This window comes from Streptomyces sp. NPDC023573 (genome assembly GCF_055559735.1).
This window is the reverse complement of the sequence record NZ_JBVHKB010000013.1, coordinates 22,103-46,928: the sequence shown is the minus strand read 5'-3', so window position 1 is coordinate 46,928 and position 24,826 is coordinate 22,103. Positions and strand designations below refer to the sequence as shown.

The window sequence follows — 24,826 nt, the reverse complement described above, 5'->3', positions numbered from 1 at the left end:
CAAGGCTTCAGGAGTGCGGTCTGTGCGGGCTGCCCCACCTCTGTGCTCTACATGCCTGTAGAGCATACGAGGAGACCCGGAAAGGTCCCACACCTCATACGGAGAATGACGAAGTCGGCGCCGCGATGACTGCGCACGACCGTGCGGGTCGCTCGGGGTCGGGGGCCCGTCGGTGGACACGGTCCCGGATCCGGGACCGGTGCTGCCGGGCGGGGGTGTGGGCTTCCATCGAGCAGATCGCTCCGGAACTGGTCGCTGGGGTGGAACACCGAGGTCGACGACTGGATTCGCCGACTCGTCGAGGACCGGTCCTCCCGTACGGCCCACGGTTCACCCGGCCATGACGAACCGTACGGCGGCTACGCGCACCAGGAGGGTGATCACGGCCGGCGCCACCCCGGTGATGGCCACCACCGGTCCGGGCGTGGTGGGCGAAGAGGGCTGAGGGGACAGGCGGCGGCCCTGCAGCGGGGCCCGGCAGAAGCGTGCGATGGCGGGCGCAAGTCGTGACGCCGGTGCCCGACGCGCCGCCTCGGACGGGCTGAACGCCGTCAGCCGGCCTCCCGGGCGCGTGTCTGCCGGAGGTCGTCCTGGGCGACTGCCTTCTCCCACAGTCGGGCGACGCCCTCCGGCCCGATGTCGTCGAGCGGTATGAGGAAGTTCTCGGAGAGCGTTGTGGCGAACTCGTCCACGTCCCTGATGACCCGTGAACTCCTGCCATCGGCGCTGTACTGCCGCACCGTACGCGACAGCAGCAGTGACGTGCACCCGTCGACGGGCCGTGCGGCGATCAACGTGGTGACGTAGGGCGATCCCGCAGCCGTGGAGAGCTCGTGCGAGCGGGCGGCGAAATCGGCAGGCTCGCGGGGCTGGAGGCGGAAGTCGTAGGAGGCGATCGTCGCGCCCGGGTGGTGGTGGAAGCGCCAGGTGTCCGAGGTCAGTCGCTCCAGCCGGTAGGTGAACTGCCCTTGTCTGTGGGCGCCTTCACGCAGTTGCAGCGGTTCTGTGAACCCGTCTCCGATGCCGGCGTCAGCAACCCATCGCCTGCCGTCGAGGTCGATGATCAGCGCATTGTGGTTGCCCCACATCGCATCCCCGCGAGCCTGGAGCATGACGCCGCTCTCAACCATCGACACCTCGAACCCGACCAGGCGCAGCAACATGGCGAGGCCCGCGTTCTGTTCATAGCAATAGCCGCCGCGCCGCCGCCGTACGAGCTTGTCGGTCAATGCGTCGGGATCGAGGCTGACCGGCCGGCCGAGCTGGATGTCGATGTTCTCGTACGGCACCATGCGCCGCCAGGACCGGTGCAAGGCAAAGAGTGTCTCTCGGTCGGGCGTCACGCGGCCTCGGTGCCCGATCCGGTGCAACATCGCATGGAGAGTCATTCCAGACCCTTATCTGATAGATGATCCGCCACTTAGGTATAGTATATGGAGGATGCCCGCTCACATATAGTGCTGGCGTGACATCTTCGACTTCCGGGCGAGAGCTGCGTGCCGATGCCCGGCTCAACCGTGAACAGATCATCGAGGCGGCCCGGGTGCTCTTCGCCGAGAAGGGGCCCGACGTGCCGGCGGAAGAGGTGGCCCGTCGCGCCTGCGTCGGGACCGGCACCCTCTACCGTCGCTTCCCGGACCGGCAGGCGCTGATCAGCGCGGTGGCGTCGGACGGCCTTCACCGCGTGGTCGCCATCGCTCGCACGTCAGAGGACGAAGAGCCCGATGCCTGGCGAGCGCTGACGCGGTTCGTTCATCAGGCCGGCGCCGAACTGCGGTTGGCGACCTGGCTGTCGGTCTGGTTCGCCAGCGCCTGGGCCGACCTCCAGGAGGACCCCGAGAACCGCCGACTGCGCCAGATCCTTCTGAAGATCCTCGACCGACTCGTCCGTCGCGCCCAGTCGGACGGCGACATGCGTCCGGACGTGGACACCGGTGACCTGGCGCTGTTGATCGCCCTGTTGCTGCGGCCGATCCCCGGCCTGAGCGCCGAACTCGCCCAGCGCAGCGCGGATCGCTCTCTGGTTCTCATGCTCGACACTCTGCGAGCCCGCGGCGATACCCAGCAGCTGCCCGGCCAGGGGATCAGTACCGCCGATCTCGATCCGGGCAACTACCAGACGGCCGAGACCGATGTGTTCCGGTGACCGAGGTGATCAGGGGCCGCGGCGCACCCCGGGACGGTCGGCCGACGCGCAGCCAGACTTTCCGGTAGGGGCAGTCCCCCCGACGGCACGGAAGTGGTCATGCGGCGAGGCCGCTGACCGCGTCGCCGACGAACTTGGCTCCCAGCACCATCAGCAGGACGGTCATGATGGCGCTGTTGTGCGCGGCCATCCACCCCTTCCACGACTCCAGGATCCGTGCCGCCTTCTTCCCGCCGGTCAGGTAGACACCGAGCGGCAGCAGCGCGCACAGCGAGGCGATCAGTACGAACAGCGTGATGGCGACGGTCTTGCCGCCCCCTGAGGCGGAGCTGCTCGCGATGGATACAGCGCCGCCCACGGCCAGTACCAGGTTCTTCGGGTTCAGTCCGGACAGTACGGCGGCCAGACCCGCCGCCTTACCCGGGGAGATGGTGTCGACGGCCTTCATCCACCCGGGGAGTTCGGCCTCCTGCCCCTCGCGCGGCCGACCCTTCCACTGCTTCAGGCCCAGCAGTACGAAGAGCACACCGGCCAGCAGCTTCACCCAGTACACCCAGGAAGCCGTCCCGCCGTCCTCGTGCGCACCGGCGCCGGAGCCGAGCAGGACGACGACTGTGCTCAGCGCTGCCAGAGTCACCACCCAGGCGGCGGTGAAGGCGACGCCGTTCGCACGCCCGCGCGGTGTCGCCAGCATCAGTACGACCGCGATGATCGGCACCGGGCTGATGGCGATCCCGACGGCCGGGGCGAGCATCTGTCCGATTGCATCTCCCACGATCAGCCTCCCACGTTCGGGCCCGGCAGCCGCCAGGTGCCGTTCAGCTCTGACACGTCCGGCCCGCAGGTGTGGATGATGACCGAGTGCCGGAACGTACCGAACCCGCCCACATACCGGTGGTCGGCAGGGTCCCCCGCCTGGACGGACGTCGTCCGGTGGTTCTCCGGCATCGGATGACCGGACACTCGGCCCCCCACCGCCGTCGGCCGCACGGCGTGCAGATGCTCACTGCTCACGCAAAGCCCCCAGAATGGAAAAAACTCTCTTACGCCTTCTAAGTGATCATAGATGTGCAAATGTGGACATGCCGTAAGGCGGGCCGCAGGCATCGCGTCTCCGGCTCGGGGTGGCCGGCGCAGAGGGCGCATTCGCCGACGGTGCGGCCGTCGGCCTTGCCCGCATCGACGGGACGGCCGTCAGTGCAGCCGCGGAGGAGCATCACCGACTCCGGCCACCGGGCCCTCGCCCTGGTCTGCGACGCGTTCGATGAGGGGCAGGTCGCCGGCTCGGCGCTCTCGTCAGCGGCGTCCATGAGCAGGGGCATGATGCCGGTTCGACCGCGTCCAGGCCGCCAGCCTGCGCGGAATCCGGGCGAGTGCGAAGCGCCAACTGCGCCACATGCGTGATCAGGGCAGCGGCGGGAACGTCAACTACTCCTCCCTCGGCGGCCTCGTGGGCAACTCGGGCCGTGCCGCCTGCCACGCGACCGAACACGGTGTGATCCGCCTGGCCGAGAGCACCGCCCTTGAACGCGGCGCCCGCAGCGTGCGGATCGACGCCGTGTGTCCCGGCCAGGCCGACGAGATCGCTCAGGTGGTCCTGCGGTTGTGCAGCTCGGGTGCGAGCTGCGCAACCGGCATCGCCCTGCCTGTCGACGGCGGCTGCGCCGCCAGGTAGCCGCCCGTCATCCAGCGGGCGTACCGGTCTCGCGCCGGGCTCCGCGTATACATGGACTTTCCAATGATTGGGATATCCATGTACTGTGTGGTCATGGATGACCGGCAGCTGACCGAAGAGCTTTACGACTACCTGTTCGCGATCCGCATCCAGGTGCATGCCGAGCTCAAGGAGCTGTCCCGGGAAGTGGGGCTGACAGACACTCAGGCCGATGCGCTGTGGAGACTGAGTCGCGGGCGGGAGATGACCGCGCGCCGTCTGGCAGACCTCTTGCAGTGCGACGCCTCAACTGCCACAGCGATGATTGACCGGCTGGAGAAGCGCGGCCTGGTCCGCCGTGTGCCCCACCCCACCGACCGCCGTGCGAAGGTCATCCAGCTCACCCCCGAGGGATGCGCGCTGCGCGATCGCGTCATCCGGCACACCACCGAGCACTCACCCTTCGCCCGCCTGGACCGCGAGAGCAGGCTGAGCCTGCACACGCTTCTCCGCGAAGTGATCGACGGCCCCCGCAGGACCGGTGAGGCTGCGGGCGTCAAGGACACCGTGAATGAGGAGCAGCAATGAGCAGCGGGACCGCGGTCATCACCGGCGGAGCCTCGGGCCTGGGTCTGGTGGCAGCACGCCGTCTGGTCGAGGCCGGTCGGAGCGTCGTCCTCGTCGGCCGGGACGCGACGCGCACCCGAGCCGCCGCCGACAGCCTGCGCGGTCTGGCCCCGGCGGGCGGTGGCGCGGCGTCGCCGAGGACGTACACCGCTGATCTGGAACAGTGGTCGCAGGTACGGGCACTTGCGGAGGAGTTGGCCGCCGACAGACACGCGGTGGACGTCCTCATCAACAACGCGGGAGCGGCGTTCCCCCGGTACGAGCAGACACCGGACGGCGTGGAACGCACCCATGCGCTCAATCACCACGCACCCTTCCTGCTCACCCACGCCCTCCTTGACGAAGGAGTACTCACGCGCGAAGCCCGGATCATCAACCTGTCCTCGTTCGTGGAAAAGCGCGGCAGGCTCGATGCCACCGACCCGGATGTCGCGGGAACATCGTGGAGAAGACGTTTCTACAACCAGATCAACGTCTACGCGACGAGCAAGCTCGTCAGCCTCCTGGCCGCCCGGGAACTCGCACGCCGCCTGCCTGACGGCATGAGCCTCTACAACGCCAATCCCGGCATGGTCAAGGGCACCGCGATGAACAGGAACGCCGGCGGCCTCATGCGGCTGACCGCCCCGCTGTTCCGTCCGTTCGCCATCGACCCGGACGAAGGGGTGCAGACCCCGGTCTGGCTCGCCGGCGCCTCGCCCGCACCGCGCCCCAGTGGTGGCTTCTTCAGCCGGTCCCAGCCGGACACCCCTTCGCGCCTGGCCCTGAACGACGCTCTCGCCCGCACCGTCTACGCCAGAACCGCAGCCCTCCTCGGTGTGGAGCCCCTTACGAGGTAGGTCCGGCCCCCGACCGGTGCCGACGCCGGGGTCTCGAGGAGCCCGGCCGTGCTCCCTGGCACTTCGAACAGGTCCCGCCCGGCGCCGCGGCTGTTGCCGGTGCGAGGCCGTCGTCGGGCGGCGGACTGTTTCCGCACCGGGCGGGGCGTCTACTCGTCCGTCTTCGTCTCCTGAGGGAAGTCGGTCGAGCGGGCGAGGTCTTCCCATGTCTTGAGGTCGTTGTCGACGGCGTCGCGTCCGGCGCGGACCAGGCGCAGTGCGTCGGAGCCGAGGACGAGGTGAGCGGGCGGATCCGGTGTGCCGAGGATGTGCAGGACGGCGGCGGCCGCTCGGGCCGGGTCGCCGAGTTGCCGGCCGCTTGCCTGTTGGCGGGCCGCGCGAATGGGTTCGAAGAGGGCGTCGTAGTCGGAGATACTGCGTGGTGCGCGGATCATCGAGCGCCCCGCCCAGTCGGTGCGGAAGGAGCCGGGCTCGACGGCGGTGACATGGATGCCGAAAGGGGCGACTTCCTTGCCGACGGCTTCGAGGATGCCTTCGAGGGCGTACTTGCTGCCGCAGTAGGCGGAGACGCCGGGGAAGCCGGCCAGGCCGCCCATGGAGGTGACGGCCAGGATGTGTCCGCGGCGGCGCTCGCGCATGAAAGGCAGGACGGCCTGGACGGTTGCTGCGGCGCCGAAGACGTTGACGTCGAACTGGGCGCGCAGGTCGGCCAGGGGCGTCTCCTCGAAGGTTCCTTCCAGGCCGTAGCCGGCGTTCGCGATCAGCACGTCGACGGGGCCGACGGCCCTCTCGATCTCACCGACGACGGCGGGCACGGCTTCGTCGTCGGTGACGTCGAGGACGCGGGCGTGGGCGCGCTCGGAGTGAAGGGCGGCGAAGGCGGACGCGTCGGCGCTCTTGCGGACGGTGCCGACGACGGTGTGGCCGGCGTCCAGGGCGCCCGTGGCGAAGGCGCGGCCGAGGCCGCTGCTGACACCGGTGATCAGAAAGGTCTGGGCGGTGGGCGTCATGCCTGGTCCTCCTTGTAGAGGACGAGGTGTTCATGGAAGAGAACGCCGTCGCGGATGTCGCCGGTGGCGGAGAAGCCGGTGTCGTCGACGTAGTCGAGGTGGTTGCCGGTGACCGTGTAGCGGCCGGTGTAGGCGCTGCGGTGGGTGCCGCGCGCTTCGTCGTACCGGCCGTCCGCGCGCAGTTCCTGGCGGATATGTCCATCCGCGGTCACCCACATCCCGACCACGTCCATGTCGATTGTCCGTCGCCCGCCGGCTTCCTGTGGCGGGCTCGAGTGGTTGCTCACGTTGCGTTCCTTGCTGTTCGCGGGTGGACCACCGACCCTGGTCGGTTCCGGAGGAGAGAGCCAGGACGAGTCGTGCCTGGGTGCGGCGCACCCAGGCAGGCCGAGAAGCTGCTGCTTAGGCTGAAGGGGTGACCAGTAACGATCTCGGAGATTTTCTGCGCGCTCACCGCGCCCGCCTGAGCCCCGATGACGTCGGGCTCGCCTCCTACGGCGCCCGCCGGGTCGCGGGGCTGCGGCGGGAGGAGGTCGCTGTTCTCGCCGGCATGAACAGCGACTACTACGCCCGCCTCGAACAAGGCCGCGAGCGCAGCCCGTCCCCGCAGATCCTCGAAGCGATCGGCAGCGCGCTGCTGATGGGCGACGCAGAGCGGGAGCACATGTTCCGACTGGCGGGGACCGCTCCGGAGGGGGAGCGGCCGCAGCCGCGAGAAGCGGTGAGTACCGCGCTGCGGCAGCTGCTGGACGGATACCCCGACGCCGCGGCGTTCGTCCTGAACCCGGCCAACGATTTCCTCGCCTCGAACGCGCTGGCAGACGCCCTGTTCTCACCGTTCGAGAACGTGGACAACATGGCCCGAATGACCTTCCTCGACCCCGCTGCCCGGAGCTTCTTCACCCAGTGGGAACGGGCAGCGAAGGCGGTCGTCGCCGGACTGCGCCACGCCACGGGTCTTGACCCGCACTATGCACGCCTGCACGACCTCGTGGGCACCCTGACCGAGGAAAGTGAGGAGTTCGCCGCCCTGTGGTCCTCGCACACCGTGCACGGGAAGTCCCGTGCCGGCAAGGAGTTGCTCCACCCCGACGTCGGGCACCTCGACCTCACCTACCAGACCTTCGACGTCCGCGGAGCGCCTGGCCAGCAGCTGGTGATCTACCACGCCGCACCGGCAAGCCCGAGTGCCCAGGCGCTCTCCCTGCTCGGAAGCCTGCACGCCACCCGCCACCGGGAGTCCGCCCCGGAGTAACACCCCCGGTGGAGCAGAACCTTGTGCACGGCCGCCGTCTCCGTGGCCCCCGCTTCCCTGCTCGACGGTCAGACCTCGTCGGCCGTAGGGGGTAGGGCAGGCGGCGCTGCCTCCGGGCGAAGGCCCACCCGCCGACAACAGCGGCGAGGACGGCGCAAATGACGGGTAAGGGCGCGGATTCCGTCTTCGCGGTTTCCTTGACAGCGATCACGAGGCCCACCAGAACCACGAGGGCGAGGAGTGAGGAGGGCAGGTCCCACCACTTGGTGGTGTCGACGTCGTAGGGCGGCGCAAGCACCAGCGTGGCGACCAGCTGCCGGCCCCAGCTACGTCCTCACGAGCGTCAGCACGGTGGGGGAGTGGGTGAGGCGACAACCAGTACGCTCACCTCCGGGCGACGAAGCGTTCCCTCAGAACGCCGAGACGCGGGGATGCCAGGAGATGTAGCCGCCCAGCCGCACGTCCGAGGTCCTCGGGCCGGGCCTCACACCGGCGGTCCGATTTGCCATTGAACGCGTTCAGTATCGGCCCTGGGGTGGCGGCTGAGTGCCCGGCGATGCTCGCGGCGCGACTTGCGTGGGCGGGGCCAGTTCGGAGGCCGAGATGGCGCAGTTGTCAGGCGGACGTGAAGCCGACCGGGCGGGGGCAGCGCCGTCGTCGGTATCGATGGCTGTGCTGTGTGGTCATTACCGCGTTGGCACCGGCGTGGACCGGCAGGTTCGCCGCTCTCCCGGCGGGAGGTGCGCTGCTGCCTCTCACGCTAACGGTCGGGCTGCCGGTGCTCTTGGCTGTGAGCGCGCTGCTGACCGCCGCGTACATCCTGCCGACTGTGGCCCTGGGGCATTGGTTCGGACGGCGCTCGGGGCAGGGGAGAAGGTGGCGGTGGGTGGCGGTCAGCAGCGCGCTGGGGCTTCTGCCCGCAACCGGCCTGCTCACCCTGGTCCGCATGTCGCAGAGCGGGATCCACGAGTGGCGGCGACTTGTCATGGACGGGCTGCTGTTTGCGGGTGCTGGTGCTCTGTGGGCCGCTTCGGCGCCGGCCTCCTTCGCCGTCCACGTGACCGTACTGCGCGCAGACGCAGGACGTCCGGTCCGGCCAGTTGGTGACATCCTCCTCTGGGGGACTCTCGGGTTGTCTGTCGAACTCACCGCGCTGTCGGCATACCTCTGAGCCGTCGCCGAACCCTGTCCGGGCTGCATTCCGGTCCGGGACCGAGGAGAAGTCCACGCGTGGACCCAGAAGGATCCGGCGGCTTACGCCTTCGGCACGGACACGCAGTCACGGCAGTGATGGGCGACTGAAATCCATCGGCTCAAGGAGCAGGCGCTACGAGGTCCTGGCGGTGCCGGGCACCGCCCCGGGGGGCCTGCCGACCAGCCCCGGGATCAGCACCACCGCCACCACCAGGTGCATCAGAGCGAGGGAGACCCGGGTGCCGTCGTCCATGCCGCCGCCGGTGAACGGCAGGAAGGACATGGCCAGTACGACGCCGGCAGCCCCGGTCCAGATGGCGCGAGCGCGCCGCACCCCGAACCGCTCAAGGGAGGCCAGTAGAGCCCAGCCGGAGAGCGACGCGAGAAGTGCGGCGACCGCCACGGGCACTGTGCCGATGTCCAGCGTCTCTTCGCCGTCGGTGATCCGCAGTCGGTGCCCCAGCAGTGGATCCGCGACCAGCCACACCAGGACGGGGGCCAGAACGGCCAGGGCCGTGACCCCCAGACGCCCTCTACGCACGCTCACTTGGCCTCCCCCGAGAGCGCCCCGTGCAGGAAGACCTCCACCAGCTCCTGCGGCGTCAGGTCGGGTTCGTCGTCCGTACGCGGCTGGGTGAAGAGCAGCCCGAAGAAGAGGGCCGCGATCTGCTCCGGCGGCCGGCGCAAGGCGGCCTGGTCGGGTTCCAGCAGATCCACGAGGGCCGCGCGGATGCGGGTCGTCGACTCGTCACGGCCCGCGCCGCGTACCGTGCCGGGGTGCTTACCGCCGCGATGCCCGAGTGAGCCGAGGATCGCGCCCATCCTGGACATGTGTGCCTGCAGCGCCTCGGCCGCCTCCGCGAGCCTGCCGGACAGCGGCTGGGACACGTCGATCGCGTCGAGCTCCCGGACCGCGTGCTCGGGGGAGAGCGCCTCGGCCACGCAAGCCTGCAGCAGTTCGTCCTTGTCGGCGAAGACCCGGAAGATCGTGCCCTCGCCGATGCCCGCGGCGCGGGCGACCTTCGCGGTTGTCACTGCGGCGCCGTACTCCGAGATCAGCGGGATCGCTGTCTGAATGATCATTTCGCGGCGCCGCTCCGGCGACATACCAGGGGCGCGACGGCGGGTGGTCTGGTTCTTCTCAGGTGCTGTCATAACCGCGAGCATACGGAGTGAGGACTCACTCCGTCAATGAGTGAGTCCTCACTCCTATGATCCGCCCCGTTCACTCCTGGTCGGTGAGAGGTCCGCCAGGGTCCTCGACTCCGGCTGGGCTACTCGGAGCCCGCCTTCGCGTTGACGTGGTAGGTGTGGACTACGGCGTGGCCTTTGCCGCGGCCGATCATCCATTTGTTGACCGGCGTCGTGATCACGAAGGCGACGGCGAAGCCGCCCAGCAGGGCCGTCCAGAAGAGCGTGTCCGACAGGTGGGCGTCCATCGCTCCGGGGACCAGGGCGATGATGCCGTTGTCGACGAGTTCCATCACTGCGATCGAGACGGTGTCCGCGGCCAGGGCGACTTTGACCGCACTCTTCCAGCCCAGGCCGGCCCGCCGGACCGCGAAGAGGGTGAAGGAGTAGCCGAAGACGAACGCCAGGGCGATCGCCAGAATCATCGTCTGGATGTTGCCCCATATCAGGGCGGTACCGATGACCATGCCGAGGATCTCGCCGATGGCACAGCCGGTCAGGCAGTGCAGCGTTGCCTTCGCCGCCGTCCCCCAGGACGCGCTTTCGTGCCCATGGCCTCCGGGTGCCCGATGCGTGGCATGGTCGTGAGCGGTACCGGTGTGGTGTGTGCTGTGGTCCATGAGCGTCAACCCCGTTCCCGTTCGTCCGGTGTGGCCCGCCCCCCCGCCGACTCACAGAAGAAGTATATACCCCAGGGGGGTATGTACGTCGTGAGGGGGAGAGGGGGTGTCGAGCTGTGTGGCCTGTGAACACCCCCTCTCGGGGCGGGTCAGCTCTTGCCGAGCAGGCTGTTCATCGTGCCGATCTCGGTGGTCTGTGAGGTGATGACGGCATTCGCCATTGCCGTGGCCTCCGGGAAGGCGCCGTCGGCTTTCTGTGTCTTCGCCATCGCCACCGCACCTTCATGGTGCTTGATCATCATCTCCATGAAGGCGGTGTCGAAGGCCGTGCCGGACATCTGCTTCAGACTGTCCATCTCCTCGGCGGTCATCATGCCGCCGTCGGTGCCGTGCATCGAGTGGCTCATGGCGCCCCCGGCGGGAACCTGCTCACCCCAGGAGGTGAGCCAGCCCGACAGCGTCTTGATCTCCGGTTCCTGCGCCTTCTTGATCTCCTCGGCGAGCTTCTTGACCTCGGCCCGGGCCCTGCCAGGCGCGAGGTCGGCCATCTCCACGGCCTGACGGTGGTGGGGGATCATCCCCTGGGCGAACGCCACATCGGCGGCATTGTGCCGGCCCGGGGAGGCGGAGGAAGCGGCAGCGGACGCGGAGGCCGAGCCGTGCACGTCGTGCCCGCCGGAGGTGCCGTGGTTCGACCCGCACGCGGTGAGTGCGAGTAGAGCGGCGCCCGCGGCGGCGAGGGCGATATGGCGGATGAGGTTCTTCTGCATGGTGGTGCGACTCCTTGGTGCGCCGCCCTGAACTGGGGGGCGCGGATACGGAATGAGGGCTTGCCGACGCGCGGCACCTCCTTGCCGGCCGAGCCAGGCGAGGAGGTGCCGTGTGGGCGGCCTAGATCCGGAGGAGTTGCAGTTCGGCGAGGTCGGGCGGTGCCCGGCCGCTGCCGGGCGTGCCCGCCACGCTGCCGGGCAGTGCCACGGCCCCGGGCCCTGCGGCGAGTCCCGCGGCCGGGGCGGGAGGTGTGTACGGTGCACCGACGCCGGTCGCCGCGCACGTGGCGTCGGCGTGATGATTCGCTCCGCCGTCGCTGTGCGAGCAGTCCTCGACCACCTGGTGACGGGCCTTCTCGTGTGCCGGCACCACGGCGCGGTGGCCGGCGGCCGCCGACGCGTTCGCGGGGACGGATCCCGGCCCAAGTCCGTGCATCGCCAGCAGGCCGGCAAGCACCGTCAGTACGAGCAGCAGGAAGCCGCGCCCGGCGGGGCGGCGACTCGACGGCTGCATCGTGCTGGTCATGCGGACAGCCTACGATCCGACCGGCGTCGGCGCCGCCGGCGCGCGCCGTTCGCACGGTGTGTGGTGGTGGCCGGACGGTGCGGGTGTGCCGGGGCGGAGCTGAAAGTGACGGTGCCGGCGTGGCGCTCGTGCCGCTTACGACGGGATGACTTCGGCGATCAGGCTTTCGACGAGGGCCTTGATCTCGGCGCGGATGGAGCGGACGGTTTCGATGTCTTGGTGGGCGGGGTCGTCCAGTTGCCAGTCGAGGTAACGCTTGCCGGGGAAGACGGGGCAGGTGTCGCCGCAGCCCATGGTGATACAGATGTCGGACTCGCGGACGGCGTCGGTGGTGAGGACCTTCGGAGTCTCGGCGGTGATGTCGATGCCGACCTCGGCCATGGCTTCGACGGCGGCCGGGTTGACGGCGGCACCGGGGTCGGTTCCGGCGGAGCGGACCTCGACACGGTCGCCGGCCAGGTGGGTGAGCCAGGCGGCGGCCATCTGGGAGCGGCCGGCGTTGTGGACGCAGACGAACAGGACGGACGGCTTGCCGGAAGACTCGGCCATGATGATCGTTCTCTCTGGTCTCGCGGCGGAACTCCACCGCCGATGACTACAGCCCCCGCTGGTATCAGCGAGCGGTGATGTGAGAATATCAGTGCATGCTGACTTCAGTCGATCCTGATTTGCTCCGGGTGCTGGGCGATCCGCTTCGCCTCCAGATCGTGACCCTGCTGGCGCGCGAGACGCTCTGCACGACGCACCTGGTCGAGGAGACCGGCGCGAAGCAGACCAACCTGTCCAACCACATGAAGGTCCTGCGCGAAGCAGGCGTGGTGGAGACCGAGCCCTGCGGCCGCTTCACCTACTACAAGCTCAGGCCCGAAATCCTGGCCGGGCTCTCGGAGCAGTTCGCCGTACTGGCCGACTCCGCCCGTGCCGCTTCCGGGAACAAGAGGGCCTGCCCGTGACCTCCGCCGAGCCCGCCACCTCTCCCGCTCCGGCCGACGGTGGGGACGACTCGATCGTCAGGAAGCTTTCCACCCTCGACCGTTACCTCGCGGTGTGGATCCTGCTCGCCATGGCCGGCGGTCTGGCCTTGGGCCGCCTGGTCCCGGGGATGAACGACGCGCTGGCGAGGATCGAGATCGGCGGGATCTCCCTGCCGATCGCGCTGGGCCTGCTGATCATGATGTACCCGGTCCTGGCCAAGGTTCGCTACGACCGGCTCGACCGCGTGACCAGCGACCGCAAGCTGCTCATCTCCTCGCTGGTCATCAACTGGGCTGTAGGCCCTGCGGTGATGTTCGCCCTGGCGTGGATCTTCCTGCCCGATCTGCCCGAGTACCGCACCGGCCTGATCATCGTGGGCCTTGCCCGTTGCATCGCCATGGTCATCATCTGGAACGACCTCGCCTGCGGCGACCGCGAAGCCGCAGCCGTCCTCGTCGCCCTGAACTCTGTCTTCCAGGTCCTCGCGTTCGGCCTGCTGGGCTGGTTCTACCTCGATCTGCTGCCCCGCTGGATGAACCTCGGAGACGGCCAGGGCCTGGACGTGTCCGTCTGGCACATCGCGCTGAACGTCGTCATCTTCCTCGGCATCCCCCTGCTCGCGGGGTTCCTCACCCGCCGCATCGGCGAGCAGAAGATGGGCCGCGGTGATTACGAGGCGAAGTTCCTGCCGAGAATCGGGCCGTGGGCGCTGTACGGACTGCTGTTCACGATCGTCGTCCTGTTCGCGCTGCAAGGGAAGACGATCACCTCGCAGCCGTTGGACGTCGTGCGGATCGCGCTGCCGCTGCTGGTCTACTTCGCGGTCATGTTCTTCGGCACGTTCCTTCTCGGTAAGGGGCTCGGCCTTGCGTACGACCGCACCACGACCCTGGCGTTCACCGCGGCGGGCAACAACTTCGAGCTGGCCATCGCGGTTGCCATCGCCACCTTCGGCGTCACCTCGGGCCAGGCCCTGTCCGGTGTGGTCGGGCCGCTCATCGAGGTGCCCGTCCTGATCGGCCTGGTCTACGTCGCGCTCGCCTGGCGAAGGAAGTTCGCCGCCGGTGAGGTGACCACGGCCCTGTGACACGGCGGAGGAAGTGGTGGCGGCCGACGGGACGTGCGTCGACGCCCATCGCGAGGACACCGTGCGCGACGACCGGCCTTGCCGTCGAGCCCCGCGACCGCCTCCAGTTCAGCGATCGTCTCGTCCTCGCCGTCGATTGCCCGCAGCGTGTGCGGCATCACGCAGACCGCGTCGGCGCTGATGAACGCGTCCTTCGCGCCCGTCCTGACGTCGCCCGGGTAGAGGTCGGCGATCCCCCGCATCGTCAGCTCTGGCGGATAGGCGAACCGGCAACCCGGGGCAACGGCCGGCGGCAGGACGCCGATCGAGGCCGGCGGGTCGACCACGATCAGTACCGTTCCGCGCCTGGCCTGCAGCTTGGCGAACAGCTCGTGGAGCCTGGGCTCGGTGTTGGGTAACCGCTTGTCGAAGGCTTTCTAGCCGTCCGGGGTGACGGCGGTGGTGTGGTGCTCGCCCTTGCCGAAGTCCAGGCCGGGGAAGAGGTCGATGCCACTCGCGTGCAGGCCCCTCCGAACGGGGAGTCATGCCGGGCCCGAAGGCCGGAGGCCCCCATTGCGAGCCACTCAGGACGGTAACGAGGGGCTGGGGCGGGTGATGCGGTCGGCGTTTCCTGGCGAGATGCGGGGGCTCAGGTGAGAGTGAGGAGGGTGACGGCAACCGCAGCCGTGCCCAGGCCGAGCAGCTGCCCGCGGTGGATGCGTTCGGCAAGGACGTAGCGGGCGAGCAGAACGGTGCCGGCGGGGTAGAGGGCGGTGATCACGGCGACGACGGCCAGGTCGCCGCTGCGGGCGGCGAGCAGGAACAGCAGGTTCGCCACCGAGTCCAGCACGCCGGCCGCCGCCGAGATCGCGTACGCGGGCTTCTCCGGGCCCAGTCGCCGGTACATCGCCGCGGCGGCGGCCAAGGTGACGGCGGAGGACACGGCGCGGCCGATGACCAGCGGGCCGACTCCGCTGTCGGAGGGAGCCTGGTGCAGGAAGATCAGCTGCAGGGCGATGGCGGCTCCCGCGCCGAGAGCCGCCATCAGTGCGGGGCGAGACGGGCGGGCCGACTTCGCACCGCGCCCGGCGCTGACCAGCACCACGGCTGCCAGTGCCAGCGGCAGGCCGGTCAGCCCGGCCACTCCCAGATGGTCGCCCTGTACCAGCCCCACACCGACCGGCAGCATCGCCGAGATCAGCGCGGTCACCGGCGACAGGACGTTCATCGGGCCGATCGCGAGCGTGCGGTAGAGCAGAGCGAACGCGGCGGCTGACGCGACGCCGGACGCCGCGCCCCAGGCGAGGGTGGCCGGGGCGAAGGAGGCTCCGAGGAAGGGCCACAGGAGCAGTTCGACGGTGAGTGAGGCCGGTGCGGCGATCATCACGGTGCGCAGGACGTGGGCCTTGCGGGCACCGAGACCGCCGAGGAAGTCGGCGCATCCGTAGGCCAGGGAGCTGCCCAGGGCCAGCAGCAGAGCGATCACAGGTGGGACATCCCTTACGATTAGTGGAACGACTACACCGTACAACGGATCGACCGGCTGGTGTCAACCAAACGACCGTACGGTGCATTGCACTGACCCATCCCTGGAGGGTGACGAGATGGCCGAGACTGAGGCAGCACTGCGAACGCTCGCGCACAACGTCCGCACAGCCCGTACCCGCGCCGGGCTCTCCCTGGACGAACTCTGCCGACGCGCCAAGGTCAGCAAGGGCGCCCTGGCCGGGCTGGAGAAGGCCCAGGGCAACCCGAACTTCGCCACCCTGGTCCGCCTTGCCGACACCCTGGGCATCTCGGTTTCCGCACTGATGGAAGGGCCGCCGGAAGGCCGCGTCCGGGTTGTGACGGCCGACGCCGTCATGCCGCTGTGGAAGGGCGAACACGGCAGCGAAGCCCGGCTCATGCTGACCACCTCGACACCAGCCCCGGTCGAGATCTGGCGCTGGAAACTGGAGCCCGGCGAGGAATACCCCAGCCACCCCCACCAGGCCGGCGTCGCGGAGAGCGTCAGCGTCACCGCCGGACAGATGGTGCTCGTCGTCGACGGCACCGAGCATCCTGTCGAGGCCGGCCAGACAGCCGCCTTCGACGGCGACACCGCCCACACCTACCGTGGCGCGGGCACCGAGACCTGCCACCTGATCATGACCGTCCACCTACCGCCCGGCCCCGCCTGAGACCTGCGGCCAGCAGCCCTGCCCGGGGCTCGCCTGCAACCTTGCTCCGGACGCGTCACCCGCCCGGAGCACAGGCCGACCGCGGCCCGCGAGCTCTCCGTCCCAAGTGGCCCGCCGGCGCTCCTTCTACCACCGTCACCCCTGCCACACGCCGTCCTGGCCGTGTTCCGCGCCGCCGTGGTGCGGGACGAGCCCTACGGCCAGGCCGGGGGAGTGCCGGAGCAGGTAAGAGTGGACCAGGCAAAGACCTCCTGCCGGCCGTCGTCACCACCGTCGGCTTTTACTCACGAATGGTGCCGGCGGTTGTTCACGGGTGTGGGAGGCAGTCAGATCCACGGTCGGGTTATGTTCACTGCTTTCGGTTCTGGTCCCACTTCTGTAGGGCCCTCACACTCTGTGACCCGCCGGGACTGGATGCCCCTTCGTCACTCGCGGACAGATCCGTTCGGGATCACGCCCGCATGGACTTCGACCTCGCCCCATCAAACGGCGTTGGCCCGTTGCGGCTCGGTATGACTCGGCACGCGGCCAACACCGCGATGGACTCGCGCCGCGATCCTTCTGCGATCTCGGAGTCCGACCGCTCGGGACAGCACATGTTCCGTCCCAGCGGGCTGATGATCGGTATCCACTGCGCGGCGCGACAGGCTCGAAGCCATCGAGCTGGGAAGACCGTCGTCCCAGACGGACCGAGTGTTGTTCTAGGGTATGGACATGTTCGCGCCTCAGGCCCGCGAGGTTGTCCGGCGAGTCGGTGAGCTCACGGGCCTACGGCAGAGTGGGGCGCCCCTCGCCCAATGTGCTCACCATGTAAGCGGCGTGGGGCCAAACGAACGGAACAGGCATGTTTAAGATCCCCGACCGGGTTGCTGATCTCTTCGGTGACCAGCGCATCCGGAACGAGTTCGAGCAGGCCCTCAAAGCTGCCGACTGCTTCCATCAGGGCCAGCGCCTGTACCTCGACGACGGAGCCTTCTCCGGGGCAGTCCAAGTCGTGCACCAGGCCCTCGAAGACGTCGACCTCGCCAAGCTTCCAGTGGAGGAGCGCAGCATGGTCGCAGGAGTACGTGCTCTGGCACAGCAGTTGAAGCTGTCGGGCTACGCCATGGCGCAGGCCCGCGACGCTGGAGAGCACGCGTGCGACGACTGGCCAGAGCTGTTGACCCTTGTCCGCGCGGGGCTCGACGGCTGGGAAGCTCAGGTCGGCCATGACGGGCCGGCCCTGTGTGAGCAGTGGATCGTCGACCCGTGTGAGTACCTCCTGTCGGGCGACAGCCCCGACGAGGACCGCGACGACTCCTATGCCGCGCTTCGTCATCTCGCCACACAGTTCTCCGGCAATGCCGGGTTCCGACCGGAGCGGACCCTCAGAGTGAAGTACGCCAGGGTGGTGGCGGAGCCCACCCCGCACAGGGGTTGGGCTCCGCCACCCACTTCTTCTCTCTGAATGGCGCAGGGCCGCTCCCCTGGATCTCTACGCGTCCGGGCCGGCGTCACCGGACGTAGCCGTGAACTTGCCCTCGCGCCCGTCCGGCAGTCCGCCTCGCCAGCGCCGAGGACAAGCGCGTCCAGATCGACAGGCAGTCCCCCAAAACCACCATCAGCCTCGGCATGCCATGCCTACGACCAGGAGCAGTTATCCTGAGCAGCGACGCACTACGAGAAGAACCAGGCCACGATCTGAGCACGTGGACGCTCGACCAGCTCCAGACGTTCATCCATGGTGCTCGCGGCCAGCAACTTGAGACGGCACGCGTCGCCTCGCAGGGACAGGCCTACAACTCCATCCATCCCCAGGAAACCCGTCGCCAGTGGGCGAAACTGTCGCTGCTCGCGAACCGACGCATGCTCGACCACGCCGAGGGACATCCTACCCGCGTGGCTCAGCAGGACTTCATGCTCCGGATGTGGGTGATCGATCGGCTGGGCCCCGCGGACGCGGACCCCGACTGGAGTCCCGAGGCGCTTGCGTCCGACACGCTCGACGCACTGCCCTCCACACCCCCACAGGCTGCAGTTCTCGCCGAGGGCTGGCGCGGCCTTCCCACCGAGCAGATCCGCGAGCTGCGGCAATACAAGAACCTGACGACCCATATGGAAAGCCTGGTCGGCTACCTGGCGCCCGGCCCGGTCCGCGAGCGACTCGTCACCTGGGCCGCAACCCGACCCCTGCTGCCTTGACCTTGACCAGCCCTCCAGCCATCAGATCGCCGCAACTGAGCTCCTTGAGGCGACTGGAACGGCGCGCCCCCTTTGCGGGAAGCGCGCCGCTATGTGACAGCGGTCAGGACTTGTTCGGGCGATCACGTGCGGAGCCAGATGACCAGGGCTGCGGCGGTGACGGTGCCGAGGAAGACGGTAGCCGCGCTTGTCGTATCGAGTGGCGACGGCTCTTGCGTGCTTGAGCTTGTTGATGGCCCGCTCGACGGTCTTGCGTTTCGTGTAACGATCTTCGTTGAACGCGGGCGGCCGCCCGCCTCCTAAGCCTTTGCGGAGTCGGGCGTCCTGGCTGTCAGTCTTCTCCTGGATCGTGTGCCTGACGCCGCGGCGCCGCAGGTAGTCGCGGACGAGGCCGTTGCTGTAAGCCTTATCCGCAGCAAGCCTTTCCGGCTTCTTGCGGGGCCTGCCCGCCCCAAGGCGGGGGACCCGCATCTTCTCCGATACCGACCGCCGCTGCCCTGGTCGTCGTTGAACTATGGCCCATCAGGGCCGGTGCCGGAGTTGCCCGCGGTACTTCGAATGCTCGCCGTCGACGCCTTGGACCAAGTGGCCTCCGACCGGTCTGAACTTGCCGGACAGTGGGCCTACGCTGCGAATTGGTCGAAGTGGCGTCAGGAGATCACTCGCCTCCGCAACCTCCTTGACCCCCTGATCCCGCCACTGGAAGAAGCCTTCTTCGAGAACCAATCGGTGCCCCAGAGTTACAGACCACAGAAGTTGAGCCAGAACCTGAGAAGCGACAGCACCTGTACACGGGATCGGTCGGCACTCGAAGCGCTGCAGAAATCGAGCAGTTCACGACTTCGGGCAGCACGGCCCCCGGCCGAGGTGCCCCGCCGAACGGTTTCCTGTGCCGGCTTCGTGGCCGGATGCCGCACAGCCGGAACATCACGTGGAGGTGGAGCTACACGACGCGCCGCCGTCGCTCAGCGCTCGTTGGTCAGACGCGTGGGCCGAGGAACAGGCCACCGCTCGCGTCGATGATCTGACCAGTGACCCAGCGGGCGGCGTGGGAGGCGAGGAAGGCGACCACATCGGCTACGTCGTCGGGCCCGCCCAGCCGGTTGAGTGCCGTCATACCGGATATCTGTTCGGTGAGGCCCGGCGTGTCGAAGACAGCTCCGTTGGTCGCCGTCCTGGTGGCCCCAGGAGCGACCGCGTTCACCGTGATCCTTCGGGGGCCGAGTTGGACGGCGATGGTTTTGGTCATCGTCTCGATCGCGCCCTTCGTCATGGCGAAGGATGTCTGGGCCGAGTTGGCCATCCGGGTCGCCACCGAGGAGACCGAGACGATCCGGCCGCCCTCGCTCAACAGAGACAGCGCTCGCTCGATGATGAAGTATGGCGCTCGCACGTTCACCGCGAACAAGTGGTCGAACTCTGCCCGGGTCGTCACGCCGAGCGGGCCGGCCGGTGCGGCTGCCGCGTTGTTGACCAGGATGTCGAGCGGCCGACCGGCCAAGCCGGCCTCCACGCCGGCGAAAAGTGTCTCGACGTCGCCGTCCACGCCCAGTTCGGCTCGGACGGGGAAGGCGGTCCCACCGGCGCGTTCCATCGCGTCGACAGTCGCAGCCGCCCCGCTCTCATCCGTGCCGAAGTGCACGATGACCGTGGCGCCTTCGGCTGCGAGCCGAGCGGCGATTGTCTGCCCGATGCCGCGCGACGCGCCCGTCACCAAAGCCGTCCTGCCCGTCAGATCGCCCATGTCTTCACCCCATCCAAGTGTTAGTCACTAACATGATGGTAGTGTCTAGCATATGAGTGAGCGGCAACCAACCCTGCGGGAACGACGGCGATCCGAGACGCGGCGCCTGGTCCAAGCGCACGCGGTGCGGCTGTTCACCGATCACGGCTACGACGCGGTGACGGTGGCCGACGTCGCCGAGGCCGCCGGCGTCTCGGCAATGACCGTGTACAGGCACTTTCCCACCAAGGAGGACCTCGTCCTTATTGACCAGCCCGCCCAGCTCATCGCCGAGCAGGTCGCCGCGTCGTCCGCGACGCATCCTCTGGTACGCCGCGTCGGCGGCGCGCTCATCGACGCGGCCACGGCCTTGACCGGCGGCAACGGGGACGAATCAGGGGCGAACGAGCGGTTCCTGCTGGACTGCCTCCGGCTCATGGTCTCGACGCCTGCGCTGCGGGCTCGGCACCTGGACAGCCAGTACGCGCTGCAACAGGCCATCGTCGACGCCCTCGGGGATGACGCGACCGATCCCGACGCCGCGTTTCGCGCCCAGGCGGCGACCAGCGCCTGCATGGCTGCGATGCACACGGCGCTGACGCGTTGGACCGAAGACGACGGACACACCAAGCTGCCCGACCTGATCACACGGGCGCTCGCCGCATCCTTCGGTGATGACGCCGTCGCCACCCACCGGAAGGACTGAGGCGGCCCACGAACCCTGGGGCAGGTCCGAATCGGCCGACGCCCTTGTTGACGGGGCTGCAGCCACCGAGCGACACGGACCCGGCGCTGTATCCTTCCTCGGGGCGCAGCCTGGCCCCGGCCCGGCAACGGCACCCGATACCTGGGCACCGGCACCGCGCCCCTACCAGACGCCGTGACAGCCGCTCTCACCGCCTAGTGCTGTGACCGCCTAGGTTCACCGTTCGGATGCCTTACAGGGTGTTCGCGTAGAAGCTGGTGAGTCGTTCGACGGCAGCGCCGACGTATTCGGGTTCGTCGTACATCTCGTAGTGGCCGGCGCCGTCGATCACCATGAGGTCGACGGGGTTGGGGGCCAGCTTCCACAGCTGCATGCCGGTGTCGTAGGAGCCGGTGTTGCCGATGCGGCCGGCGAGGATGACCTGGAGTGGCTGGGTCATGAGCTGATCGGCCAGGTGGAACGCGTCGTAGCCCAGCAGGAGGGGGTCGCTGCGCAAGAGGCGCCGGTTCGTGGAGTGTTCGTTACCGCCGCGCTCGGTGCGATAGTAGGTGACGGCCTGAGTGGTGTCGATGTCGGTCAGGCCCGCTGCCGTGGCGTCCTCGAGGGTGTCGGGCAGCCAGTTTACGCGGGTCGTCTCGCCCGAGCGGGCCTCTTCGGTACGTGCGTCCGCGAGGGCGTCGAGTGCTGCGGCCGGGCCACCGGGCTGGAAGCTGCGGAACGAGGCGCCGATGTTGACGGGGACGACCGTGCCGACCGCTTTGATGCGGTGGTCCGTGCGGGCGGTGTGCACGGCGTAGCCTCCACCGGCGCAGATGCCGAGGACGCCGATGCGCTGCGGGTCGATGCCGGGGGTCGTGGTGAGCACGTCGATGGCGTAGGAGAGGTCCTCACCTCGGCGGTAGGGGTCTTCGAGGTCGCGGGGCTCGCCTCCGCTCCGGCCCTGATGGGCGGGATCGAAAACGAGCGCCGCGATGCCGCGGGCGGCGAGGCGGGAGGCGTAGTTGGCGCCGATCTGCTCCTTCACGCTGCTGCCTGGGGTGGAGAGCACCACGCCGCGCAGCGGTGCGCTTCTGTCGGCGTTGTCGGGCAGGTGGAGGTCCGCGGCGAGCTTGATGGGACCGCGCGGGATCGTGAGGTGCTGAAGCATGCCTGGCTTCCTCGTGAGATTGTTGTTCCATAGAAATCCAGTACAAAACAATATCTTGTACGTTCTTGAACTAATACGAAACTGTACTACATGAAATGGAGGATCGATGTCAGTCGACGGGGCGCAGCTGTGGACGCTGAACCAGCGGCTACTGGGTGTTGTGATGGATGCCTGCACGGGGCAGCTGGCCGAGCTCGGGTTGGAGACGAAGGAGTTTTTCGTCCTGGCCGAGGTGGAGGCATCGCCGTACCCGGCTGAGATCGCGACTGCGCTGCTGCTGCCCAAGGCGAGCGTGACGGTCTACGTTCGCAACCTTGTGGCCAAGGGCTTTGTCCGCCGCGAGATCGACGAGGCGGACTTGCGGCGTCATCGGCTCGTCCTGACCGCTGAGGGCACACAAGCACGCGATCGAGCACTTGCAGCTCTCGCGGCGGAGTACGACCGCAGGTTGGCGAGGGTCACCCCCCAGGACCGTGTCGAGCTGCAACGCATCCTCGAAGCGATGCTTGCCTCGCCCGCGTCAGGCCCTATGCGCGAGTGATTCGTCTGTCCGGTGCTCTGCTGCACGTTCGGGCCGCGACCGCAGGGGTTCGTCAGATCGTTCAGGTTGCGACGGCAAGGGGACCTCCGCCCCAGCGGATGCCCTTCTCGCTTCGGGCGCGGGCACGTTCGCGACGCTGCGCCGCGATGATGTCGGCGTGGCGGGTGTTGGTGTTTCGCCAGCGCAGGTAGGCGTGCAGGGCCCGAGTCTGCACGCTGTGGTTGCGGTGGTTGGAGCTGGCGATCGTGAACTGCCGCAGTGGCCCGAGAAGGGGCTTCGACCGGGCTGGCCCAGGAGGCGTAGGCCAGGGTGAAGCCCAGCTCGACGCGGTTCTTCTTCGCCCAGCGGCGGATCTTGTCGCCTTTGTGGGCGGACAGGTTGTCCAGGATGACGCGTAGATCGGGGCGCCGTCCACGCGCGCGGCCCTGATCGACCTCAGTGCGGCCAGGGTGTTCACCGCACCCTTCTTGCGGCGGTTGACGCCCCACAGGCGGTCGTCGCCGGCGGATTAGCAGCCGTGGAAGTACCGCACCCGTGGGTGCGGTGGTAGGTCGCGGGGTGACGCTCGGGGTGGCCGGCGGGAGCCCACCCGGCCCCGGCGGTGGGACGGATGCCGAGCGGCCCGAACTCGTGGAACGCGAACACGCGGTGCGGGAAGCGTTCCAGCACCTCCTCGATGCGGTCCAGCTTGGCGTCGCGCTCGGGGTCGGGCGACTCCTTCCAGCTTTTGGTGCGCTGGAAGGTGTGCCGCGGCGGGCGAGCAGGCACCGTAACGCCTCGCGGCCGATCCGGATCACACGGCCGTGCACCTTCCACAGCTAGGCTGCGAGTCTACGGATGGACCAGCGGCTGAAGGGCTGGCCGAGCTTGGTCGGGCGGGTGGTGGCCGTCTGGACGACGAAGCCCTCGTCATCAGGAATGAGCAGGCGGGAACGGCCCCCGCCCAGCGAGAGTCCAGGCAGGCCAGGCCGGTCTCTCGTTGAACCGGTGGATCACGTCGCGGACGGTGTCCTCTCAGCCTGAACAAGCTCACCCGTCCTCGGGCCAGAGCCGCGTGGTCCAGCGACCTGCAAGCTCTTCCAGTTCGGCGGAGCTCGCGTTGGCCAACGCCCGGGTCAGTCGTTGCGGGAATGCGAAGACCTCAGCGCCGTCGTTCAACGGGGCGGTGACCCACTCCGCCACGGCCGCCACGCGTAGACCTGTTCAGGCGGCGGGGCCTCGGCCGTGGGCTCCTCGAAGTACATGTCCCACTCGGCGATGGCACTGTCTGGCTCGATCCGAACATCTGGCGTTTGACATCTTGATCCGGTCGAGGTGTCCCTCAACGATGCCGGAGCTCCAGGGCAGGGTGAGTCCGGCGATGAGCGCGTCGCGGTCTCGATCGATGCCGGCCGCGAGAGTGTGGAGGCTGGGCAGGTCGTCCTGACGGATGGCGTCGAGCCACTGCGCCAGCCGTTCGCCCTGGCGCTCGGTGAGCATCTGGGCGAAGGACCGGACGTGACCGGTCAGGGCGTCGAGTTCGGGGCAGTTGGCCAGGACGGCCTTGAGCCGGAGCTGTTCGATCTGAGTCAGCGTCTCGGGTCGGCTGAGGATCCATCTCGTCACCACGCGGGGTGCCGGCGGTTGCGCGGTGACCGGCCGTGGCGAGGTGCGCTTCTGTCGCAGGTAGGCGCTGACCCGGCCGTAGCTGCCTCGATAGCCCAAGGGGGCGATCTCTTCCCAGAGCTTCCAGGCGTTGGTGCAGCCCTCGTCCCAGTGTTCGTCCAGGGAAGGCTTGTACTCGTCGAGGACTGAGGTCCTGTTGTGCTGCCACTGGCCTCGAAAGGTCTTCTGGCTTCGCAGCGTCGGCGAGGCTTTTGACGGTGCGGTGGGTCATCTGGAGCTGACGCCCGCTGGAAGGCGGCTGTGGCCGGCTTCCAGCAGGGCATGGACCGTAACGTGTCTGGCTCGGACGCGGTTGGCGCACCGCTCGCTCTGCCCGGGAGTCCGCCTTCTCCTCGGGCGGCGCCGGTTCGTCGGCCTTCCCCTCGGGATCGGGGACAAGGACGCGAAGGCACTGGCGGTGTCGGGCTACAGCCTGCTCAGCGGCCTCCCCGAGGTCGTGCCACAGATTCCAGCGGTTGGCGACCTGCGTCGCCTGGGGTGCCCCGGTAGTCGCTCCTTTCGCGAAGAACGGTGCGCGGTCCCGGCAGGCGATCTCGATACCGGGTCGCTTCGCGAGCCATGCGGCCAGGCTGGACGCCTCCCGGTCAGGCAGCAGATCCACCGGCCGGCGGGCGCGCGCTACGTCCGCCTGGGCGATCACGCCGACTGGTTCCAGCGGCTCGCCCAGGCCGAGGACGACCGCGTCGCCCTCACACGCGCCCTCGCCGACCCGTCCATCAGTCCGGCCTTGCGCGCGGCAGCCGGCGCTGCTCCGGACGACAACGCGCCGGAATCGCTGCGCCACTTCCTGAAGTCGGCATATACGAGCGG

Annotated in this window: 29 protein-coding genes and 3 pseudogenes; 13 read left to right on the top strand and 19 right to left on the bottom strand. The window is 68.6% G+C overall.

Going from position 1 to position 24,826, the window contains the following annotated elements; all coding sequences use genetic code 11:
• Positions 1 to 551: 551 nt before the first annotated feature.
• Positions 552 to 1,373 (bottom strand): arylamine N-acetyltransferase family protein, encoded by an 822-nt coding sequence (locus tag ACZ32T_RS31835; RefSeq protein ID WP_467370728.1) that lies wholly within the window; start codon positions 1,371 to 1,373, stop codon positions 552 to 554.
• 92 nt (positions 1,374 to 1,465) lie between these two features.
• Here ACZ32T_RS31835 and ACZ32T_RS31830 point away from each other — a divergent pair, with 92 nt between their 5' ends.
• The gene (locus ACZ32T_RS31830; protein WP_467370558.1) at positions 1,466 to 2,146 is read left to right on the top strand and encodes a TetR/AcrR family transcriptional regulator; all 681 of its coding nucleotides are present in this window, start codon (positions 1,466 to 1,468) and stop codon (positions 2,144 to 2,146) included.
• 97 nt (positions 2,147 to 2,243) lie between these two features.
• Here ACZ32T_RS31830 and ACZ32T_RS31825 read toward each other — a convergent pair whose 3' ends face one another.
• Entirely contained in the window at positions 2,244 to 2,921 is a 678-nt protein-coding gene (locus tag ACZ32T_RS31825) for a GAP family protein (RefSeq protein ID WP_467370555.1), read from the bottom strand.
• A 2-nt stretch (positions 2,922 to 2,923) separates the two neighbouring features.
• On the bottom strand, positions 2,924 to 3,094 hold the full coding sequence (locus ACZ32T_RS31820; protein ID WP_467274108.1) for a hypothetical protein: 171 nt from the start codon (positions 3,092 to 3,094) through the stop codon (positions 2,924 to 2,926).
• Positions 3,095 to 3,500: 406 nt separating this feature from the next.
• Here ACZ32T_RS31820 and ACZ32T_RS31815 point away from each other — a divergent pair, with 406 nt between their 5' ends.
• The 3 genes from ACZ32T_RS31815 to ACZ32T_RS31805 all read left to right on the top strand — a co-directional run bounded on the left by ACZ32T_RS31815 (position 3,501) and on the right by ACZ32T_RS31805 (position 5,266).
• Complete coding sequence (locus ACZ32T_RS31815) at positions 3,501 to 3,821, top strand: SDR family oxidoreductase (protein WP_467370726.1); 321 nt, start codon at positions 3,501 to 3,503, stop codon at positions 3,819 to 3,821.
• A 93-nt stretch (positions 3,822 to 3,914) separates the two neighbouring features.
• A complete protein-coding gene (locus ACZ32T_RS31810; RefSeq protein ID WP_467274109.1) occupies positions 3,915 to 4,388 on the top strand; it encodes a MarR family winged helix-turn-helix transcriptional regulator in 474 nt (157 codons plus the stop codon).
• Positions 4,385 to 5,266, top strand: coding sequence for an SDR family NAD(P)-dependent oxidoreductase (locus tag ACZ32T_RS31805; RefSeq protein WP_467370552.1), 882 nt, complete (start codon positions 4,385 to 4,387; stop codon positions 5,264 to 5,266). Before ACZ32T_RS31810 ends, ACZ32T_RS31805 begins: the two co-directional genes overlap by 4 nt.
• 149 nt (positions 5,267 to 5,415) lie before the next feature.
• Here ACZ32T_RS31805 and ACZ32T_RS31800 read toward each other — a convergent pair whose 3' ends face one another.
• Together ACZ32T_RS31800 and ACZ32T_RS31795 are read right to left on the bottom strand one after the other, a co-directional pair.
• Positions 5,416 to 6,276, bottom strand: a complete 861-nt coding sequence (locus ACZ32T_RS31800; protein ID WP_467274113.1) for an oxidoreductase — start codon at positions 6,274 to 6,276, stop codon at positions 5,416 to 5,418.
• Positions 6,273 to 6,509 carry an Atu4866 domain-containing protein gene (locus ACZ32T_RS31795; RefSeq protein ID WP_467274116.1) on the bottom strand — a complete coding sequence of 79 codons (237 nt, stop codon included), beginning with the start codon at positions 6,507 to 6,509 and terminating at the stop codon, positions 6,273 to 6,275. The genes ACZ32T_RS31800 and ACZ32T_RS31795 overlap by 4 nt, the downstream gene beginning before the upstream one ends.
• A gap of 182 nt (positions 6,510 to 6,691) precedes the next feature.
• Between ACZ32T_RS31795 and ACZ32T_RS31790 the strand changes: the two genes are divergently transcribed.
• Positions 6,692 to 7,531 carry a helix-turn-helix transcriptional regulator gene (locus ACZ32T_RS31790; protein ID WP_467370549.1) on the top strand — a complete coding sequence of 280 codons (840 nt, stop codon included), beginning with the start codon at positions 6,692 to 6,694 and terminating at the stop codon, positions 7,529 to 7,531.
• An 85-nt stretch (positions 7,532 to 7,616) separates the two neighbouring features.
• Here ACZ32T_RS31790 and ACZ32T_RS31785 read toward each other — a convergent pair.
• A pseudogene (locus tag ACZ32T_RS31785) lies at positions 7,617 to 7,844 on the bottom strand (MFS transporter); the annotation flags it as partial.
• A gap of 573 nt (positions 7,845 to 8,417) precedes the next feature.
• Here ACZ32T_RS31785 and ACZ32T_RS31780 point away from each other — a divergent pair.
• Complete coding sequence (locus ACZ32T_RS31780) at positions 8,418 to 8,702, top strand: hypothetical protein (protein WP_467370547.1); 285 nt, start codon at positions 8,418 to 8,420, stop codon at positions 8,700 to 8,702.
• Positions 8,703 to 8,858: 156 nt separating this feature from the next.
• Here ACZ32T_RS31780 and ACZ32T_RS31775 read toward each other — a convergent pair whose 3' ends face one another.
• The 6 genes from ACZ32T_RS31775 to ACZ32T_RS31750 all read right to left on the bottom strand — a co-directional run bounded on the left by ACZ32T_RS31775 (position 8,859) and on the right by ACZ32T_RS31750 (position 12,381).
• Positions 8,859 to 9,272 carry a DUF6069 family protein gene (locus tag ACZ32T_RS31775; RefSeq protein WP_467370545.1) on the bottom strand — a complete coding sequence of 138 codons (414 nt, stop codon included), beginning with the start codon at positions 9,270 to 9,272 and terminating at the stop codon, positions 8,859 to 8,861.
• Positions 9,269 to 9,808, bottom strand: coding sequence for a TetR/AcrR family transcriptional regulator (locus ACZ32T_RS31770; RefSeq protein ID WP_467370723.1), 540 nt, complete (start codon positions 9,806 to 9,808; stop codon positions 9,269 to 9,271). The genes ACZ32T_RS31775 and ACZ32T_RS31770 overlap by 4 nt, the downstream gene beginning before the upstream one ends.
• Positions 9,809 to 9,999: 191 nt before the next feature.
• On the bottom strand, positions 10,000 to 10,536 hold the full coding sequence (locus ACZ32T_RS31765; protein ID WP_467273266.1) for a DUF4396 domain-containing protein: 537 nt from the start codon (positions 10,534 to 10,536) through the stop codon (positions 10,000 to 10,002).
• 149 nt (positions 10,537 to 10,685) lie between these two features.
• On the bottom strand, positions 10,686 to 11,306 hold the full coding sequence (locus ACZ32T_RS31760; protein ID WP_467370543.1) for a DUF305 domain-containing protein: 621 nt from the start codon (positions 11,304 to 11,306) through the stop codon (positions 10,686 to 10,688).
• Between the two features lie 121 nt (positions 11,307 to 11,427).
• Entirely contained in the window at positions 11,428 to 11,832 is a 405-nt protein-coding gene (locus tag ACZ32T_RS31755; RefSeq protein WP_467370541.1) for a DUF6153 family protein, read from the bottom strand.
• A 135-nt stretch (positions 11,833 to 11,967) separates the two neighbouring features.
• Positions 11,968 to 12,381 carry an arsenate reductase ArsC gene (locus ACZ32T_RS31750; RefSeq protein ID WP_467273269.1) on the bottom strand — a complete coding sequence of 138 codons (414 nt, stop codon included), beginning with the start codon at positions 12,379 to 12,381 and terminating at the stop codon, positions 11,968 to 11,970.
• A 95-nt stretch (positions 12,382 to 12,476) separates the two neighbouring features.
• On the opposite strand from ACZ32T_RS31750, the gene ACZ32T_RS31745 reads away from it, so the two are divergent.
• Both ACZ32T_RS31745 and arsB read left to right on the top strand, forming a co-directional pair.
• The gene (locus ACZ32T_RS31745) at positions 12,477 to 12,785 is read left to right on the top strand and encodes an ArsR/SmtB family transcription factor (RefSeq protein ID WP_467273270.1); all 309 of its coding nucleotides are present in this window, start codon (positions 12,477 to 12,479) and stop codon (positions 12,783 to 12,785) included.
• Positions 12,782 to 13,894 (top strand): ACR3 family arsenite efflux transporter, encoded by a 1,113-nt coding sequence (arsB, locus tag ACZ32T_RS31740; protein ID WP_467273271.1) that lies wholly within the window; start codon positions 12,782 to 12,784, stop codon positions 13,892 to 13,894. Before ACZ32T_RS31745 ends, arsB begins: the two co-directional genes overlap by 4 nt.
• Positions 13,895 to 13,977: 83 nt before the next feature.
• Here arsB and ACZ32T_RS31735 read toward each other — a convergent pair.
• Both ACZ32T_RS31735 and ACZ32T_RS31730 read right to left on the bottom strand, forming a co-directional pair.
• Positions 13,978 to 14,397, bottom strand: a pseudogene (locus tag ACZ32T_RS31735) (IS110 family transposase); the annotation flags it as partial.
• A gap of 125 nt (positions 14,398 to 14,522) precedes the next feature.
• The gene (locus ACZ32T_RS31730) at positions 14,523 to 15,359 is read right to left on the bottom strand and encodes an EamA family transporter (RefSeq protein ID WP_467370539.1); all 837 of its coding nucleotides are present in this window, start codon (positions 15,357 to 15,359) and stop codon (positions 14,523 to 14,525) included.
• A 118-nt stretch (positions 15,360 to 15,477) separates the two neighbouring features.
• Here ACZ32T_RS31730 and ACZ32T_RS31725 point away from each other — a divergent pair, with 118 nt between their 5' ends.
• Positions 15,478 to 16,053: a helix-turn-helix domain-containing protein gene (locus tag ACZ32T_RS31725; protein WP_467273273.1), complete on the top strand. Its 576-nt coding sequence runs from the start codon at positions 15,478 to 15,480 to the stop codon at positions 16,051 to 16,053.
• A gap of 844 nt (positions 16,054 to 16,897) precedes the next feature.
• Entirely contained in the window at positions 16,898 to 17,500 is a 603-nt protein-coding gene (locus ACZ32T_RS31720) for a hypothetical protein (protein ID WP_467370537.1), read from the top strand.
• Between the two features lie 209 nt (positions 17,501 to 17,709).
• Here ACZ32T_RS31720 and ACZ32T_RS31715 read toward each other — a convergent pair whose 3' ends face one another.
• A complete protein-coding gene (locus ACZ32T_RS31715; protein ID WP_467273275.1) occupies positions 17,710 to 17,910 on the bottom strand; it encodes a hypothetical protein in 201 nt (66 codons plus the stop codon).
• Positions 17,911 to 17,931: 21 nt separating this feature from the next.
• Here ACZ32T_RS31715 and ACZ32T_RS31710 point away from each other — a divergent pair, with 21 nt between their 5' ends.
• A complete protein-coding gene (locus ACZ32T_RS31710; RefSeq protein ID WP_467273276.1) occupies positions 17,932 to 18,234 on the top strand; it encodes a hypothetical protein in 303 nt (100 codons plus the stop codon).
• 979 nt (positions 18,235 to 19,213) lie between these two features.
• Here the strand turns inward: ACZ32T_RS31710 and ACZ32T_RS31705 are convergent.
• Positions 19,214 to 19,978: an SDR family oxidoreductase gene (locus tag ACZ32T_RS31705; RefSeq protein WP_467370535.1), complete on the bottom strand. Its 765-nt coding sequence runs from the start codon at positions 19,976 to 19,978 to the stop codon at positions 19,214 to 19,216.
• Between the two features lie 52 nt (positions 19,979 to 20,030).
• Here ACZ32T_RS31705 and ACZ32T_RS31700 point away from each other — a divergent pair, with 52 nt between their 5' ends.
• On the top strand, positions 20,031 to 20,663 hold the full coding sequence (locus tag ACZ32T_RS31700; RefSeq protein ID WP_467370533.1) for a TetR/AcrR family transcriptional regulator: 633 nt from the start codon (positions 20,031 to 20,033) through the stop codon (positions 20,661 to 20,663).
• 232 nt (positions 20,664 to 20,895) lie between these two features.
• Here the strand turns inward: ACZ32T_RS31700 and ACZ32T_RS31695 are convergent, their stop codons facing one another.
• A complete protein-coding gene (locus ACZ32T_RS31695) occupies positions 20,896 to 21,810 on the bottom strand; it encodes an alpha/beta hydrolase (RefSeq protein ID WP_467370530.1) in 915 nt (304 codons plus the stop codon).
• A gap of 106 nt (positions 21,811 to 21,916) precedes the next feature.
• On the opposite strand from ACZ32T_RS31695, the gene ACZ32T_RS31690 reads away from it, so the two are divergent.
• Entirely contained in the window at positions 21,917 to 22,351 is a 435-nt protein-coding gene (locus ACZ32T_RS31690; RefSeq protein ID WP_467273281.1) for a MarR family winged helix-turn-helix transcriptional regulator, read from the top strand.
• Positions 22,352 to 22,412: 61 nt separating this feature from the next.
• On the opposite strand, the pseudogene ACZ32T_RS31685 reads toward ACZ32T_RS31690, so the two are convergent.
• Positions 22,413 to 23,365, bottom strand: a pseudogene (locus tag ACZ32T_RS31685) (IS630 family transposase); the annotation flags it as partial.
• 189 nt (positions 23,366 to 23,554) lie between these two features.
• Entirely contained in the window at positions 23,555 to 24,055 is a 501-nt protein-coding gene (locus tag ACZ32T_RS31680; protein ID WP_467370528.1) for a transposase, read from the bottom strand.
• Positions 24,056 to 24,826: the final 771 nt, after the last annotated feature.